Source organism: Chryseobacterium capnotolerans (assembly GCF_021278965.1).
In the GTDB taxonomy this organism is placed as follows: domain Bacteria; phylum Bacteroidota; class Bacteroidia; order Flavobacteriales; family Weeksellaceae; genus Chryseobacterium; species Chryseobacterium capnotolerans.
Genome location: NZ_CP065589.1, coordinates 1,903,716 through 1,919,944 on the forward strand (window position 1 = coordinate 1,903,716; position 16,229 = coordinate 1,919,944).

At 34.3% G+C, this 16,229-nt stretch carries 19 protein-coding genes; all 19 read left to right on the top strand.

The annotated features are described in order from the left end of the window. Positions 1-4: 4 nt before the first annotated feature. The 19 genes from H5J24_RS09015 to H5J24_RS09100 all read left to right on the top strand — a co-directional run bounded on the left by H5J24_RS09015 (position 5) and on the right by H5J24_RS09100 (position 16,205). Positions 5-955, top strand: a complete 951-nt coding sequence (locus H5J24_RS09015) for a glycosyltransferase family 2 protein (protein ID WP_068943467.1) — start codon at positions 5-7, stop codon at positions 953-955. Further along, entirely contained in the window at positions 955-1,356 is a 402-nt protein-coding gene (locus tag H5J24_RS09020; RefSeq protein WP_068943466.1) for a rhomboid family intramembrane serine protease, read from the top strand. The genes H5J24_RS09015 and H5J24_RS09020 overlap by 1 nt, the downstream gene beginning before the upstream one ends. A gap of 108 nt (positions 1,357-1,464) precedes the next feature. After that, a complete protein-coding gene (locus H5J24_RS09025) occupies positions 1,465-2,010 on the top strand; it encodes a hypothetical protein (RefSeq protein WP_232816230.1) in 546 nt (181 codons plus the stop codon). Between the two features lie 41 nt (positions 2,011-2,051). Next, positions 2,052-2,435: a hypothetical protein gene (locus H5J24_RS09030; protein ID WP_232816231.1), complete on the top strand. Its 384-nt coding sequence runs from the start codon at positions 2,052-2,054 to the stop codon at positions 2,433-2,435. A gap of 180 nt (positions 2,436-2,615) precedes the next feature. Beyond that, a complete protein-coding gene (locus H5J24_RS09035; protein ID WP_068943464.1) occupies positions 2,616-3,092 on the top strand; it encodes a DUF4280 domain-containing protein in 477 nt (158 codons plus the stop codon). 11 nt (positions 3,093-3,103) lie between these two features. After that, a complete protein-coding gene (locus tag H5J24_RS09040; protein WP_232816232.1) occupies positions 3,104-3,418 on the top strand; it encodes a hypothetical protein in 315 nt (104 codons plus the stop codon). Beyond that, positions 3,376-4,626 carry a phospholipase effector Tle1 domain-containing protein gene (locus H5J24_RS09045; RefSeq protein WP_232816233.1) on the top strand — a complete coding sequence of 417 codons (1,251 nt, stop codon included), beginning with the start codon at positions 3,376-3,378 and terminating at the stop codon, positions 4,624-4,626. Before H5J24_RS09040 ends, H5J24_RS09045 begins: the two co-directional genes overlap by 43 nt. A 44-nt stretch (positions 4,627-4,670) precedes the next feature. After that, entirely contained in the window at positions 4,671-5,087 is a 417-nt protein-coding gene (locus tag H5J24_RS09050; RefSeq protein WP_232816234.1) for a hypothetical protein, read from the top strand. Between the two features lie 534 nt (positions 5,088-5,621). Then, complete coding sequence (locus H5J24_RS25545; protein ID WP_262495881.1) at positions 5,622-5,744, top strand: hypothetical protein; 123 nt, start codon at positions 5,622-5,624, stop codon at positions 5,742-5,744. Positions 5,745-5,747: 3 nt separating this feature from the next. Continuing rightward, positions 5,748-6,653, top strand: coding sequence for a DUF2931 family protein (locus tag H5J24_RS09055; protein WP_141395689.1), 906 nt, complete (start codon positions 5,748-5,750; stop codon positions 6,651-6,653). Positions 6,654-7,080: 427 nt separating this feature from the next. Further along, complete coding sequence (locus H5J24_RS09060; protein WP_068943459.1) at positions 7,081-7,782, top strand: GIN domain-containing protein; 702 nt, start codon at positions 7,081-7,083, stop codon at positions 7,780-7,782. A gap of 167 nt (positions 7,783-7,949) precedes the next feature. After that, positions 7,950-8,306: a four helix bundle protein gene (locus H5J24_RS09065; protein WP_068943458.1), complete on the top strand. Its 357-nt coding sequence runs from the start codon at positions 7,950-7,952 to the stop codon at positions 8,304-8,306. 250 nt (positions 8,307-8,556) lie between these two features. Further along, complete coding sequence (locus H5J24_RS09070; protein WP_068943457.1) at positions 8,557-10,272, top strand: phospho-sugar mutase; 1,716 nt, start codon at positions 8,557-8,559, stop codon at positions 10,270-10,272. A 271-nt stretch (positions 10,273-10,543) separates the two neighbouring features. Further along, positions 10,544-11,188 carry a hypothetical protein gene (locus tag H5J24_RS09075; protein WP_232816235.1) on the top strand — a complete coding sequence of 215 codons (645 nt, stop codon included), beginning with the start codon at positions 10,544-10,546 and terminating at the stop codon, positions 11,186-11,188. A 28-nt stretch (positions 11,189-11,216) separates the two neighbouring features. Continuing rightward, on the top strand, positions 11,217-12,470 hold the full coding sequence (locus H5J24_RS09080) for a pyridoxal phosphate-dependent aminotransferase (RefSeq protein ID WP_068943455.1): 1,254 nt from the start codon (positions 11,217-11,219) through the stop codon (positions 12,468-12,470). 104 nt (positions 12,471-12,574) lie between these two features. Next, positions 12,575-13,165 carry a hypothetical protein gene (locus H5J24_RS09085; protein WP_068943454.1) on the top strand — a complete coding sequence of 197 codons (591 nt, stop codon included), beginning with the start codon at positions 12,575-12,577 and terminating at the stop codon, positions 13,163-13,165. Positions 13,166-13,297: 132 nt separating this feature from the next. Then, positions 13,298-14,284, top strand: coding sequence for a phosphatase PAP2 family protein (locus H5J24_RS09090; protein ID WP_068943453.1), 987 nt, complete (start codon positions 13,298-13,300; stop codon positions 14,282-14,284). Positions 14,285-14,584: 300 nt separating this feature from the next. Further along, a complete protein-coding gene (gene kdsB / locus H5J24_RS09095; RefSeq protein ID WP_068943452.1) occupies positions 14,585-15,307 on the top strand; it encodes a 3-deoxy-manno-octulosonate cytidylyltransferase in 723 nt (240 codons plus the stop codon). 232 nt (positions 15,308-15,539) lie between these two features. Then, positions 15,540-16,205, top strand: a complete 666-nt coding sequence (locus tag H5J24_RS09100) for a histidine kinase (protein ID WP_068943451.1) — start codon at positions 15,540-15,542, stop codon at positions 16,203-16,205. The last annotated feature ends 24 nt before the right edge of the window (positions 16,206-16,229 follow it).

The following is a 16,229-nucleotide window of genomic DNA, read 5'->3' on the forward strand; positions in this document are numbered from 1 at the left end:
TTAAATGAACTTATCTATAGTTATTCCGTTACTGAACGAAGAAGACTCTCTGGAAGAGCTTTTTTCAAGAATTGATAAAGTCTGCCAAACCAGTAATTTATCTTACGAAATCTGGTTTGTAGATGATGGAAGTACGGATTTATCGTGGAGTATTATTGAGAACTTAAAAGTACAGCATCCTCAGATCCACGCTATTAAATTTTCCCGAAATTACGGGAAATCTCAGGCGCTTCATGCGGCTTTTGAAAGAACAAACGGAGATGTGGTGATTACCATGGATGCAGACCTTCAGGACTTTCCGGAAGAAATTCCAGAATTGTACAATATGGTCATACATGACAATTATGATATTGTTTCCGGTTGGAAGAAGAAGCGTTTTGATAATGTCATGACGAAAAATATTCCGTCAAAACTCTTTAATGCAGCAGCAAGAAAGGTTTCCGGAGTTTATCTTCACGATTTCAATTGCGGTTTGAAAGCTTACAAAAAGCAGGTAGTAAAATCTGTAGATGTATACGGAGATATGCACCGTTATATTCCGGTACTGGCTGCCAATGCAGGTTTCAGAAGAATTACAGAAAAAGAGGTTAAGCACCAGGCAAGACCTTATGGAACTTCAAAATTCGGAACAGAAAGATTTGTAAGAGGATTTTTGGATCTGGTAACGCTTTGGTTTGTAAGCCGATTTGGAGGAAGACCGATGCATTTCTTCGGAGCAGTAGGAACCCTTATGTTCATCTTTGGTTTCCTTTCAGCACTCTGGTTAGGAGTATCCAAACTGATTGATGTAGCCAGAGGAATCTATGGTCATTTAATCACTAATAATCCGTGGTTCTACATTGCTTTAACCATGATGATTATGGGAACATTGCTATTTGTAGCAGGATTCCTGGGAGAAATGATTATCAGAACGAACCGCGAGCATAAGAATTATAATATTGATGATGTGATATAATGGAAGATAAATTACCCAAAATTTATTCTAAAAAGGCCATTTTAGGATTTTCTATTTTTCTGTCTACTCTTTTCGGGGGCGTGCTTTTGTTTCAAAACCTGATGGATGTCAACAAGAAAAAAGAAGCCTATACGGTGTTGGGTATTTCTATTGTAATAACAATACTTACAGCTATTATTGTTAATATTCCCGAAAAACCCATGAGTGCACTTGCTTATATTTGTGGGTTTGCAGGAGGAGCATTATTATCCAATTATTTTGTTCCAAAATATTTTCCTAATGAAGAACAATATCCAAAGAAAGCAATATGGAAACCTTTAATTATTGGAATTATTATTGTGGTTATTATTGTTGCATTAACTATATATTCAGCTTCAATCGAAAATAATCAGGGTTACTGATTTTATTGATATATTACAAAATACCTCGGAAAGTGATAAGCTTTTCGAGGTATTTTTTTTGATCTTTTAGTTTATTTTCCGATCTTAGTGTAAGATGAAAAAACACAAATGGAAAGTATTAGAATTGAAATTAAAGATATTACCAATCTGGATTCCCTTTCCAGAGAATATGATCTTTCTAAAGAAGAGCTGATTGCCTTTCACAATCAACATTGTGCCCTGCACGAAATTATTCCCGGAAATCTACCGAAATACCTTAAATATATTTATATCCCTGCCGATAAGGAAAGCAAACGGAAAGAGAAAAGTCTCCTCATTTCACAAATAGCACTTCCCGATACCCCTGAAGAATCTACCTATGGTATACTGATTACAACTGCTTTACAGGAAACAAGAATACACTACCTTGTTGATATCCAAAGAAAAGAAAAAATGGCGGTGTCTGTTGTCAGAAAAAAGATATACATCAATGATCAGGAAATAGAACTTATGGTTGAAAAACTAATAGAAACTGCTGGTGAGGCTCTTTATCCATTGCAAATTTCTTTAAAAAAGATGGGCGGCCAGAGGCGATACTCAACAGAAATGAGATCAAAAATCGTTGGGAGAGAGAATATTATCCCAAACTACATCAATATTATGAAGGCGAGGTAGCAGATGAAATGATAGAGAAGTTAAACCGGTTTTACGAAAACATGAGTGGGAGTACAGAAGTATTGCATCAGAATCTGTTTTATGCAATTTACTTTATGCCGTTATACATGCTATATCCTGATTATCAGAAAGAAGAAATACTTACCTTCTATTTTCCCTCTCTGGATGAGATAATTACTTATACAACCATCTTTTCACTGCAAAAAACACTGACGGATCATGATAAAATTCTGATCCATATAAAAGGAGAACAAATAAATACTCCCATTGCAACAGATTTAAACAAAGGCACTCTTGACCTTCTTTATCAACTTGATCGAGAGACAAAAAGCATTTCTTCGATAGTGGGGAAATTATCAGCTTTTCATCAAAACAAGGAAATTGATATTGCTATTGAAATATATGAGCAAAAATCTTATATTTGATATACCCAATCATTAAAATTAATAGTATGAAATATATTATGACCCTTAAAAAAACAGGGCATACTTAAATTTCGACCTATTTTGTTACCGGAATAATAAGTTTCCGGAGAGAATGATCTATCTTTTAGATATTTCATGGAAGCTTCAGAACAAAATTAAATTGTAAAAACACAAAACACAATGAGCGAAAAACATTTAGTATGCCAGGGAGCTGTCTGTAAGTGCCAGTTCGGCACAGCTCCGGATAAATTGCTGGTGAAAACCCAAAGCAAACGATACATTAATGATAAGGAAGGCAGCAGTAAGCTGATGGCTACTCATACAGATATTGGTAAAACTTTCGAAAAAAACACTTTTGGAAGTTGCGCCAAGATGAATAACAATCCCTGCCAGGTTACCATCACCCAATGGAGCGGTTACTATCAGAACATCACGCTGGAAGATAATAGCGGAAAAGCGCTGTTGGAAGACAGTAAAGCGACCTGTCCGATAGGAAGCCCGGACTGTATTACCATTATCAACCACGGACAAACAGCGGAAATTTCTCAACAAAACATAGATCATGCACGCCCTGAAGTGCTTGCAGAAGTATTTCTGTTTGCTGATTTAAAGAAAGATGAAGTTGTAGAGGAGGAAGAGGATATCGTTAAACTTTAAAAAACATATTGATGAAAATTATAGGAGAAACAAGACCCCTTACTTATAAATCATACAGTTACAGCCTGCTGGCCATTACAGGAAGTCCTAAAGTAAAAGAATGGAAAATAGAATATAATGGTCAGATATTGTCAACGAATGCTGCGGGAACTTTTAAATTCCACCCTAACCTGGCAGGAAAGAAAGTACGACTTATTGCTGTAGTGGCTCAGAATGGTAAAAATACTGAGCATTCTATTGATTTATTTATTCTTTTGGGAAATCCAAAGATCCTCTCCATAGAATGGCAGGATTTCAGAGGAAAACCTATAGGAAAAAGAAGGTAGGCTATCTGGATAAAATACAATTAGCGATTAAAACCATCAATATTTCCAAAGGTGATATCCTGAAAATATCCGTTTATGAGGATGATACCACCGGAGACCGTTCAATGGGAACTTTTACTACCAGCGGCGTAGATGATAAAGGATTTGCCTATCTGTATTTTAACCAACTTAGTTTATATCAGGCTAAACTGAATAAAATGGACTGGATTGATGAAGGTGAACATGAATATTACATTAAGGCAGAATATGAAAATTACATCAGCCGTACTGAAGAAAAGATACAGCTTGTTGTACAAAATGAGCTGGCACAACATGTTGATAAACCACAACAGACGAATAAGCCAGTGGTAGTTAGTGCCCCTGACAACAAACCTAAACAGGATAATAAATCTAAGAGTGACGTAGTTTTCAATATGTTCTTTGATGGAACGATGAATAATATGACCAATACTACGGAAAGGATTAAAAGAACAGATGTTTATAACAGGAAAAGCAATAAGGAAGATGATAGTTATATCAATTTCTACTCCAATGTGGCTTTATTGTATATGAATAATGAGGTTAAAAAAAATGAAGATATTATTAAAATTTATACAGAAGGGATAGGTACTGAAGATAAAAGAAAGGATCAGGCTTTTCCAGGAGGAGCATTGGGGACAGGCATCGCTATTTATATGAGAGGTATTAAAGATAAAGTACAGCGGGGAGTACAGCAAATGAAGGATCTGGTTAATGAAAAATATTTTGCTAATAAAATATCTCTTGGCAAAGTAACGATCAATGTATTTGGTTTCAGCCGTGGTGCAGCCGCGGCAAGATATTTTTTGTCCCAGGACTCATTGATCGCGATTTATCTGAATTTAAAAAGTTCTAAAGAAATTACCTTTAACTTTATTGGGTTGTTTGACACCGTTGCATCCTATGGTGTTCTCCATTTAAATGATGTTATTGAGCTTCAGTTGAAATTAAAAGGGAGAGCAAAAAAGATCGTACAGTTGGCCGCTGCTGATGAATACAGGAATAATTTTAAATTGACTAATATTGATAGTTCTGTAAAAGCGGGAGTAGGTTACCAGCTTACGATGCCGGGAGTGCATTCAGATATTGGCGGTGGGTACGGTGAAATAAGCGACGAAAAAAGATACTTAGGAGAATACATGCTATATGGAGATAATGAGAGTACAGCGAAAAAGAACTGGAAAAAATAAAAAAACGTTATATTGAAGAAGGATGGTATCAGCCGGAGCAGTTTATGATTACAAAAGAGCTTAAAACCAATTTTTCTAAACTGGATACCCTTTCTTACAGTCATTTATATACATTATATGGGGTAAGGAAAGGGTTGTCTAATACTTATCAATATATTCCTTTATCAATAATGCTAAAACTTTCCGAAAAGTATAGTAATATGAAGTATGATAAACGGTATATCGAAACAGTAGGTAAAAAATATAATGTAGACGATAGATTACAGCCAATAAAAAAACAATTGTATGATTATGCAATTGCCAATGATGGTATTAATTCTCTTGCAGTAACATTATCTAAAGAGCAGTTAATGTGGGTGAGAAATAAATACCTTCATCGCTCAAATAAAGATGATGAGACACTCACTATGGATGGACGTTATGTAGACGGAAAACCAGAAAGAGATATTTTAAAAGGTTAAATATGAAAGTGAATTTTTTATTTACATTAGGGATAATATTGATTTTAACCTTGTTAAAAGATCAATATTATTTTTTAGATTATAGACAGATTATTGCTATTTTAACTGCAATAACTCTACTTATATTGTTAATCCAGCTTGTTATTCCACTCATTTCAAGAGTAATAGATAATAAAAGATTTTATAATAAGTTTTTAGTTTTATTTTTTATGAAAAGGATAGGTATATTATTTTTAAGTTTAGTTCCTATAATACTTACATTTATTTTGGCTAATAATTATTTGATTGATTTTAATTCAGGCTATTTATTTTTTATATTGAGTAGTATCTTTTGTTTAGGTGTTTTTGGATATATTGTCCTTGAAACAATAATTTTTTATAGAAAAAAGAGGCATCGATTATTTTTAATAAATATTTATCTTATTTTCTATGTTTTACTAACCTGTTTTTGTTTTGATGTTTAATACTATGAAAAATATAATTATATCAATTTTGATTGCTTTCTTTTGTAGTGGCTGCGAAAAAATAAATAATATGAACAATAAGTACGAATGGCTGATTTTGACAACTGCCGATATGGGATATAATATGGAAATTGTAGATGGATCCTTTTATGATAATAAGGGAGAAGGTATCGCTGGAATTCCTAGCAGGTAGGTTTTGCAATCTCAATGGTGGAATGGAGATTCCGGAGTTATGATTGTAGGAGAGCAATATAGACCCATTCCTTTCGGTATGAAAATCAAATGGTTTTCTTATGCGGAAGACAAGTTTTATGAAGGCGATTTTAAATTGGATTATGAAAAATTGTCTGGACTTTTTAAAGAAGGATTAAACTGTAAAGAAAGTTCTAATTATAAATATTTTAAAATAGCCCTTGCTCCTGGTGGGCAGGTATTTCTTTATTTATTAGGAGGGAATTCTCTCTTAGTTGGTGATTTTTTAGCGAAAGAAAGCCATTCGTTGCAATGGACTGATTTAGGAAATCATACAAATGCAGAAAGAAAAGATGATGTAAAATATTATCAAAGTAAAATGCCTCTCCAAACGCAGCAGGAAATTTCAGAAAAAAGAATCAATACCCAGATTTGGAAAGATATTAACCTCCATTATCCATGGAGCTATACTTTTAAGGTAGCAGATTTTAATAATTCCTTTGATTTAAAAGAAAAAGATATAATAGTCAACTATATCAATGGAGAGAATGCACGATGTATCTCTGAAATAGATTACTTAACGAAGGCCTCTCCCAAAGCAATCCCATTGGAGATCGATGGAGAATTTGAAACTTCTGCCGGAAGGAAATTTACCATTCGCATCTATCCTGGTAATGTAAATGGACAAGAGCCTCAAAAGCAGACATACGAGATACAAAGAGGTCGTGAGCAGGAGCTTGTAAAATTATTTAAAGATTTTTATGCAAAAATAGGGAAGAAAGATTTTGAGATCCATTTAAAACTTTCACCAGATTTTAAAACCGGTAAAGTATATCTTAAGAAAGGTAATTTAGAGCAGAAAATCCCAAAAGTACAAGTAGATATTTTCGATATGACATTTGATCAATGATCAATAAGCTATTCCCAATATTACTCTCATTATTGATTGTTTTGCAATTTTTTAGAGGTAAAAAGATTAAACTGGATAAACAAAAATAGCTAAGATTTGGAGTGGTTAGAAAGTATATTTATATTGAAAATATTATTAAGGTGATATAAGGATTAAATAATATCTTTTGGAAAGCTTAAAAAAGATTAGGTAAAATCAGAATATAAAAGAAGAACATCCATTTATTGGGTGTTTTTTTATTGCTGTCTATAAAAAATGGCCACCATATGGAAACTAAAAATTGAAAATTATCAGGTATTTTATTGTCAAAAGACAAAGATTTTTAGAAATTTTAATCCTATTTTTGTTAAAACATATTATTGAAAGCCCGGAAAACTTTCAATAAAATAGATCATCATGATCATCAGTAGAATATTTGAAATTAAATATGAAAAAAGTACTATACACATTGATGCTGGTTGCAGTGGTTTCCTGCGGGAAAGTTTCTCCAAAAGGAAATATTGAAAAGAAGGATGTGGATGTTCCGGAATTTGTTAATCTGGATCTGAACGGTAAATTCCGTGTATTTTATGCCAAAGGTCCCAAAAACTTTGTGGAAATAGAAACCTATCCCAATGTTGCCAATAACCTTGACGTAGATGTAAAGGATAAAACCCTTTCTATCAAAGAAAAAAGAGGAACCAAAGGTGTAGACTTCTACAATGTAACGATCTATTCAAAATATAATCTTGAAAAAGTAGCCGTTTCCGACTCTGTGGAAGTGAATATTTCAAGCGAAATTAAAACAGATAATTTCAGACTGAATATGAAGAACAATGCAAGTTTCATGGGATCTGTCAATACAAGAAGGGCAGAAGTGGAAATGCATAACAGAAGCCGTGCTAACTTTTTAGGATTAACAAAGGATGCAGTGATAAAGATTTCTGATACTGCAAGTTTAATTGCACCGTATTGGAAAATTACCAATCTGAATATCGACTCCAAAAATGGAAACTATGCGGAGGTGAATGTAAAAGACTCTTTAAAAGGAAATATTCAGAATACAGCAAAATTTATTTACTATAATGACCCGATCAGAGCATTTAAAGTAGAGAAAACAACGAAAGTTGAGAATAAGAAATTAGAGTAAAAGGCTGGAAGATGGGAGCCGGAAGCTGGAGGTAATTCTAGTTGGCAGAACTTCTTTTCCGTTTTTTTAATTAAATTTAAAAATCAATAAAAGGCAGAAGTCTGAATCAGGGAATGCAATATCTTCCATCTCCCAGCTTCTCACTTCCAGCCTAATAAAATAAACACATGAGCTTCAAATTTGAAAAATTGGTAATCTGGCAGAAATCAATGGATTTCGGAGAGGAGATTTTCAATTTGTCTCAAGGTTTTCCAAAAGATGAAGCATTTAATCTTACTTCACAAATAAGGAGAGCCGTAGATTCTATAGCGTTGAATATTTCTGAAGGAAGTATTTTACAGTCAAAATTAGAATTTAAAAAATTTTTAGGATACTCGATCCGCTCTTTGGCAGAAACAGTAACCTGCTTATATAAAGCAAAAAATAGAAAGTATATTACAGAAATAGAGTTTAATCAATTTTATAATGAAAGTTATAATTTAATGAATCAAATTATAGCTTTTAGAAATCAGATAAAAGATTAATGGCTGGAAGATGGGAGCCGGAAGCTGGAGATAATTCTAGTTGGCAGAACTTCTTTTCCGTTTTTTTAATTAAATTTAAAAATCAATAAAAGGCAGAGGTCTGAATCAGGGAATGTAATATCTTCCATCTCCCAGCTTCTCACTTCCAGCCTAATTAAAGACAAAATAATAAATCAAAAAGCTGAAAGGTTGAATCCGGGACAAAAATAACATCCCTCTTCCAGCCTCCAGCTTCCAAACTAAACTAAATATGAATACATTAGAAAAAGCGAAACTTTGGTTAAGTGATACATTCGATGCAGAAACGAGAAATGCTGTACAGGCATTAATCGATAGTAATTCTCCTGATTTAGAGGATTCTTTCTACAGAGAACTGGAATTCGGAACAGGAGGAATGCGTGGGATTATGGGAGTAGGAACGAACCGCTTAAATAAATATACATTAGGACAGGCAACTCAGGGATTAGCAAACTATATGCTGGAGCAGTTCAAAGGAGAAGAAATTAAAGTAGCCATTGCCTATGACGTTCGTCACAATTCGAAAGAATTCGGGAAACTGGTAGCAGATGTTTTAACAGCAAACGGAATTAAAGTATTGCTTTTCAAAGATCACAGACCCACTCCAGAACTTTCTTTCACGGTTCGCGATAAAAAATGTAACGGAGGAATTGTATTAACGGCCTCTCACAACCCACCTGAATATAACGGGTACAAAGTATACTGGAATGACGGAGCACAGATCGTTCCGCCAAACGATGAAGCGATTATCAAAGAAGTTTATTCTGTAAAATTCGAAGAAATTAAATTCAACGGAAATGATGATCTGATCGAATGGATCGGAGAGGAGCAGGATGATGTGTATATTGATGCATGTATTGAAAACTCTACATACCAGAATGAAGGAAAAGAAAACTTAAATATTGTTTTCACTTCTATTCACGGGACAACTTATACTACAATTCCTAAAGCTTTAGCAAAAGCAGGTTTCAAAAAAGTAGATCTGGTAAAAGAGCAAATGATCCCGAGTGGAAATTTCCCAACCGTAGACTCTCCAAACCCGGAAGAGCCTGCAGCATTGGAAATGGCAATGGATCTTGCAAAAATTACCAATGCTGATATCGTGATCGGAACAGACCCGGATGGTGACAGATTAGGAATTGCCGTAAGAAACCTGGATGGCGAAATGCAGTTGTTGAATGGTAACCAAACCAATACCATTCTTACCTATTATATCCTGAATGAATGGAGAAAACAAGGAAGAATTACTGGAAAAGAATTCATTGGTTCTACCATCGTAACTTCAGATATTTTCTATGATATTGCACAGAAATTCGGAGTTGAGTGTAAAGTGGGTCTTACAGGATTCAAATGGATTGGAAAAATGATCCGTGAAGCAGAAGGAACTCAGAAATTTGTATGTGGTGGAGAAGAAAGTTTCGGTTTCATGACCGGAGACTTTGTTCGTGATAAGGATTCTTGTGGAAGTATCCTTGTAGCATGCGAAATTGCAGCTTGGTGTAAAGCTAATGGCAAAACCATGTATCAGTACATGATTGAGATCTATGAAGACCTTGGAATGTATTATGAAGGATTGGTAAACATCGTAAGAAAAGGAAAAGAAGGTGCTGAAGAAATTCAGAATATGATGAAAAACTTCCGCGAAAACCCTCCAAAAGAATTGGCAGGTTCGTTAGTGGAAGAAGTGAAAGACTTCAAGGAACAGACAAGTCTTACCATTTCATCAGGAGAGAAAAAAGTGATGAACGAAATTCCACAGTCTAATGTATTGATTTATTATACTCAGGATGGAACTAAAGTTTGTGTAAGACCATCAGGAACAGAACCAAAAATTAAATTCTATGTTTCAGTAAAAGACGCCATCTCTTCTGAAGCAGATTTTAAAGATAAATTAAAATCACTGGAAGCTAAAATTCAGGCGGTTAAAACAGATTTAAAACTGGATTAATCATCTGATAAAGCAATATGATTAAAAAAATAATAGCAGTTTGCATACTGTCTGTAGCTGTAGCTTCCTGTAAAAGGAGGCTGCAGTTCCGGATAGGAAATCTGCAAACGACTCAATAGTTAAAAACGAAACCAAAGAGAATCAGTACAAACCTATTGATACAGCTTGCTCTGCCAGCAATAAAACGGAAGACTATATTACAGCTTTACAATGGTATCGTACTAAAATAGACAAGGAGATCGCAGGAAACAGTCCGGAGCAGAACAACAAAGTGTACGAAGATTATGTGAAAATCAGAGATAAATACACTGATTGTTTAAATGTTTCACAAACGGAGATACTTGATAAATATATTGATTATCATACAAGCGAACCAGGAACTGAACATTTGCCAGAGAATATAAAGAAAATCGCTGCTGAACTGGATAAAGTAGGTCTTGAATTCCGTGAAATGGGAGAAGGGCTTACGGAAATTCATTCGCTGTCAGGATATTATGAATCTATCTTTAAAAATAAAGTAACTCCTGATTATGGAGCTTATATCTCACAGCTGGCAAAAGACAATAAAGAAAATTATGCTGTGGATGGGGGACTTTTGATTACCTGGGAAGAATTGGGAGACCGATTGATAGAATGGGAGAATTTCATCAATAAATATCCCAAAAGTCAATTGATAAAGAAAGCAAAGGATAATTATCACAATTATTTGCTGGATTATCTTTTGGGAATGGATAGCGATCGTATTTATAACAATGAGGAAGGAAAAATTTATGATGATAAAAGAGAAGCTTATAATACGCTCATCAAAAAATATCCAAACTCTGCTGTCGCAAAAAAAACTAAAGAATTAATAACCGCTTATGATGCTCACTTACCTGTGGATCAAATAGAAAAAAAAATTAATCTGAGAAGATAATATTAGTAAATTTTAAATAAGAAATAAAGTGAAAGTCTCAAAATTAGCAGCGAACCTGATTGGTTCTGAAATTGTAAAAATTGGTAACGAAGTAAATGATCTAAAAGCAAAAGGAGCAGAAATTGCCAATCTTACTATTGGTGACCTGAATTCTAATATCTATCCTATTCCGGCATTGCTAAAGGAAGAGATTCAGAAAGCCTATCAGAATAACCTGACAAACTATCCACCTGCCAACGGACTTTTATCTTTAAGAAAAGAAGTTTCCAAAGATTTAAAAAACAGATGGAACCTGGATTATTCTCCAAACGATATTTTGATCACAGCAGGATCAAGACCTTTGATCTATGCAGTATACAAAACAATTGTAGATGAAGGAGATAAAGTAGTATATCCTACACCATCTTGGAACAACAACCACTATGCTTACCTTACTTCAGCGAATGCCGTAGAAGTAAAAACAAAGCCTGAAACCAATTTCCTTCCAACAGCAGATGATTTAAGACCTCATTTGGACGGAGCAGTCTTATTGGCGCTTTGCTCACCATTGAACCCAACAGGAACCATGTTCACAAGAGAACAGCTTTCTGAAATCTGCGAATTGGTAATTGCTGAAAACAAAAAAAGAGGAGCAGATGAGAAACCGTTATACTTAATGTACGACCAAATCTATTCTAACCTTACTTTTGGTGCTGAACACGTAGATCCGGTATCTCTTTTCCCAGAAATGAAAGAATACACGGTCTATATTGATGGAATTTCAAAATGTTTGGCAGCTACAGGAGTACGTGTAGGATGGGGATTCGGTCCTGCGCACATCATTGATAAAATGAAAGCTCTTCTTACACACGTAGGAGCGTGGGCTCCAAAACCAGAACAGGAAGCTACTGCAAAATTCTATGAAAATCCTGAAAACGTAAACGTATTCGTAGAAGATTTCAAAGCTAAATTGGAAGAAAGTTTAAAAGTTCTTCACGGCGGAGTTCAGGATCTGAAAGGAAAAGGTTTAGCTGTTGACAGTATCGAACCTATGGGAGCTCTTTACCTTACGATTAAATTAGATTATATCGGGAAAACAAAACCTGACGGAGCAGTTATTGAAAACTCTTCAGACCTTGTTTTCTACTTAATCAATGAAGCAGGAGTGGCTTTAGTACCATTCTCTGCATTTGGGGAAGACAAATCTGAACCTTGGTTCCGCGCTTCCGTTGGTGGATTAGCTGTAGATGAGATCAAAGTAATGCTTCCGAAGCTAGAAGCTGCTTTGAATAATCTGAAATAATTTTAAACAAACATATACTTCGACTTCGCCCGGCAAGAGATTGTTAAACATACAAACAATGTCACGCTGAGCGGAGTCGAAGCGTTTTTATACCTTTATAAACCATGAAACCTCCCAGAGAATCCTTAATTGAAACAAAATATTTGTTTTATTCCACACTGGCTGTCATTACAATAGTAATCATCAGTGTTTGGCTTTCCGGAAAAGGAGATCATCGTTCATTATTTCAAAACTCTATTGTATCAACCTCTATTCTGGCAGGCGTATTCTTCCTGTTCATCACCTTAGGATTGTATTATGGTCTGAAACTAAAAGATAATGTGGGAAATATTGTAAACAGAGAAAGAATAAGAAAATATGCTGATAAAGCACCGGAGATTAGTAGTTTTGACTTTGATCCTCCTGTAGTAGGAGACGGAATAGGTGGTGCTATACTTTCAGTTATTGTATGGATTCTATTTTCCATTGTGCTTATATTTCTTTCTTATTTTTTAGGACTTTTCTTTTGGTCTGCTTTATTAGTTTTGGCTGCTATGTTATATTGGATTTTTTTCAGAGCAATCAGATTAGTATTTAAAAACTCGGGTAAATGCAAAGGAAATATTATAAAAAGCCTTGGGTTTGGGATTTTCTATTCATTTCTATATGTTTTCTGGATTTACGGAATCATTTTTCTGATCAATTATATAAACTGAATCAGGGTATCCATTTTCTGAAAAAATTAAATAAATATTAAAAAACAATCAAACATTTTGTAATAAAGTCAACAAGGAATTATCTTTGAGCCCTTTATAAGCTAAGAATAAACAGGGTTGAAAACAACAACGATGAAAAAATTGAGATTTTTGCTGCTGCCAATGTCTATACTGGTATGTTCGCAAGAGGTAGATACACTGCAGGTAAAAGAATTATCGCCAGCACCGGATTTACCCAAAGTACAAACTTATACACTAAAAGACGGTTCTGTACGAACATATCCCAAACCTAAACTGCTGGATTTTGTAACCAAACTTCCCAGAAACTTCATCAATACCAATAAAGATTTTGTAGCAAAAGATCATGCTTACTATTTAGGTGGTGCTATTGCCTCAACATTGATTCTTCTTCCTTTTGACCAAAAATTAATTGACAATTCAAGAGAGCTGGGAGAAAGATGGGGAATGGATAAAGATAACAATTATACTAAATTGGGTGGTGTTTTCAAAATCCCTAAAGATATTGGATCTACATTGTATCTTATAGGAAATGGTTCTACCTTGGTATTGCTTGGAATTGGATTTGGAACCTATGGCTTAATTAAAAATGACTACAGGGCACAGGCTACAGCCAGTGGATTAATGGAAAGTTTAATCCTTTCCGGAGTTTTCACCCAAACCATCAAAAGAATTACCGGAAGAGAAAGCCCGTTTATTGCAGAAGCAAATGGAAATAAAGGAGGTGACTGGAATCCATTTCCAAGTTTTTCAGCATTCGGTAAATATACCTCAAACTATGATGCAATGCCATCCGGACACTTAACGACGTTTATGGCTGGGATTACCGTTATTGCAGACAATTATCCTGATGCAAGATGGATTAAACCTGTAGGGTATACATTAGCCGGAGCTTTATGTTTCCAAATGATGCAAAGTAAAGTTCACTGGGCATCAGACTACCCACTAGCTTTATTAATGGGATATTTTATTGGAAAAACCATCTCAAAAAGCAGATATACTTCATCAGAAGGAACAATAGGAAAGACAAAATACAAATTTGACCTTATGGCATCCCGCCAATGGGAATACAATATGGTAGGAGTAAAGCTTTCTTTTTAAATATGCTTATCATTCCAAGGAAGGAGGTACTTGGTTGTTTTATTTTACTTTTGAACCTCTTCTAATTATTGACTCATTTAAATAAAAATCTATATCCGATTCCCGCATCTTTATGGAAGATGTGGGAATTTTGTTTTTTACAAAAGATAGAAATCATAGAATGTAATGAGGAAAATAGGCAGAATACCACATTTTATAGAACAAACTAAAATAGTTTTCACTATTTTTGGTCTGAATAAGCCACATCATTCATTTTTTGGAGGAGATAGGCTTGAAAACTTAATTATAATATTGTACTGAATGAAAATAATCGCTGTCATCCCTGCACGTTATGAAGCCAGCCGTTTTCCGGGAAAACTGATGCAGATTCTGGGTGAAAAAACAGTTATTACCACGACTTATCAGAATGTGGTGGAAACCGGGCTGTTTGATGAAGTATTTGTAGCAACGGATTCTGAAATCATCTTGGATGAAATCACTAAAAATGGTGGAAAAGCTGTCATGACAGGACAACATGAAACAGGAAGCGACCGTATTGCCGAAGCCGTACAGAACATAGATTGTGATATCGTGATTAATGTTCAGGGAGACGAACCCTTTCTTAAACTGGAACCTTTGAAACAGCTCATCGAAGTTTTTAAACAGGATGTCCAACAGGAGATTTCTCTGGCTTCCTTAAAAATAAAACTGTCTGAAAAAGAAGAAATAGAAAATCCAAATAATGTAAAAGTAATCACTGATAATAATGGTTTTGCTTTATATTTCAGCCGTTCTGCAATTCCGTTCCACAGGGAAGTCTCCTATGAGGTAAGTTACTTTAAACATATCGGAGTATATGCCTTTAGAAAAGAGGCTTTACTGCAGTTTTCAAAACTTGAAATGAAACCATTGGAAATATCTGAAAAGATCGAATGCATCCGTTATCTGGAATACGGAATGAAGATTAAAATGATAGAAACCAATTTCGTTGGAGTAGGCATTGATACACCGGAAGACCTGGAAAAAGCTAGGAAGTTAATTTAATTTGAAAATTTAAAAATGAGATAATTTGAAAATAGAATAATTTCATTTTTACTTTTTTTGTCTTTTTGCTTTTTATCCCAATTCCTCTTATATTTGAATTGATAAATAAGTTTTAAAGAAGACTGAGAGCTGATTTTTAAATAGGCAAAAGGAAATCTGGATTCTCAAAAATAGAAAAGTAAGCTAGACTTAAGTTTCAAACTTCTTTAAATAACTATTTTAATAAAATTAAATGAAAAAAATAATATATTTAGTCCTTTTTACTGTTACAAGTTCATTGTATTATGGCCAAACTGCAAAGGAAATTATAGATAAAAATATTGAATTATCCGGAGGATTAACCAACTGGAAACTCTTAAACTCCGTATTGTTGCAGGGAAAAGTAGTATTAGGAATCAAAGATGAATATCCTATAAAAATTTATCAGCAGCGTCCGAATCTTACCAAAACAATCATTGTAATCGGTGGAAAAGAAACGGCAATTGAAGGTTTTGATGGAAACAAAGGGTACGCAATGAATTATGCGGCCAATAAACTTCAGGTATACCCTGAGTATGTTCCGGAAAGTTTTGATAATGATTTTATTGACTGGGAAAATAAAGGATTTGATGCCAAATATCTTGGAAAAGAAAAAGTAGGGGATATCTATTGTCATAAAGTGGAACTCACCAAAAATGTGAATAAGAATATGTATTATTTTGATACAACGACTTATATGCTTTTGAAGGAAATTAAAAAAGATGAAACGGTGGTATATTCCGATTATAAAAAGGTAGGAAACCTTACGATGCCTTTCAGAATAGAATCTTCAAGTCCTAAAAAAGATGGCGATTATGTGATGTTGCTTAATAGAGTAGACATTAATAAGGTGTTTCCTGCGAATATCTTTAAGTTTTAATTCATCTGCAGCTCCGGCTGCTTA

Excerpts from the sequence above, each read along its gene's own strand:
- H5J24_RS09085 (WP_068943454.1), top strand. The coding sequence starts at position 12,575 with ATGAAACCTCCCAGAGAATCCTTAATTGAAACAAAATATTTGTTTTAT.
- H5J24_RS09025 (WP_232816230.1), top strand. The coding sequence starts at position 1,465 with ATGGAAAGTATTAGAATTGAAATTAAAGATATTACCAATCTGGATTCC.
- H5J24_RS09070 (WP_068943457.1), top strand. The coding sequence starts at position 8,557 with ATGAATACATTAGAAAAAGCGAAACTTTGGTTAAGTGATACATTCGAT.
- H5J24_RS09035 (WP_068943464.1), top strand. The coding sequence starts at position 2,616 with ATGAGCGAAAAACATTTAGTATGCCAGGGAGCTGTCTGTAAGTGCCAG.
- H5J24_RS09100 (WP_068943451.1), top strand. The coding sequence starts at position 15,540 with ATGAAAAAAATAATATATTTAGTCCTTTTTACTGTTACAAGTTCATTG.
- kdsB (WP_068943452.1), top strand. The coding sequence starts at position 14,585 with ATGAAAATAATCGCTGTCATCCCTGCACGTTATGAAGCCAGCCGTTTT.
- H5J24_RS09090 (WP_068943453.1), top strand. The coding sequence starts at position 13,298 with ATGAAAAAATTGAGATTTTTGCTGCTGCCAATGTCTATACTGGTATGT.
- H5J24_RS09030 (WP_232816231.1), top strand. The coding sequence starts at position 2,052 with ATGAGTGGGAGTACAGAAGTATTGCATCAGAATCTGTTTTATGCAATT.
- H5J24_RS09060 (WP_068943459.1), top strand. The coding sequence starts at position 7,081 with ATGAAAAAAGTACTATACACATTGATGCTGGTTGCAGTGGTTTCCTGC.
- H5J24_RS09045 (WP_232816233.1), top strand. The coding sequence starts at position 3,376 with ATGGCAGGATTTCAGAGGAAAACCTATAGGAAAAAGAAGGTAGGCTAT.
- H5J24_RS09050 (WP_232816234.1), top strand. The coding sequence starts at position 4,671 with ATGATTACAAAAGAGCTTAAAACCAATTTTTCTAAACTGGATACCCTT.
- H5J24_RS09065 (WP_068943458.1), top strand. The coding sequence starts at position 7,950 with ATGAGCTTCAAATTTGAAAAATTGGTAATCTGGCAGAAATCAATGGAT.
- H5J24_RS09040 (WP_232816232.1), top strand. The coding sequence starts at position 3,104 with ATGAAAATTATAGGAGAAACAAGACCCCTTACTTATAAATCATACAGT.
- H5J24_RS09015 (WP_068943467.1), top strand. The coding sequence starts at position 5 with ATGAACTTATCTATAGTTATTCCGTTACTGAACGAAGAAGACTCTCTG.
- H5J24_RS09020 (WP_068943466.1), top strand. The coding sequence starts at position 955 with ATGGAAGATAAATTACCCAAAATTTATTCTAAAAAGGCCATTTTAGGA.
- H5J24_RS25545 (WP_262495881.1), top strand. The coding sequence starts at position 5,622 with ATGAACAATAAGTACGAATGGCTGATTTTGACAACTGCCGATATGGGA.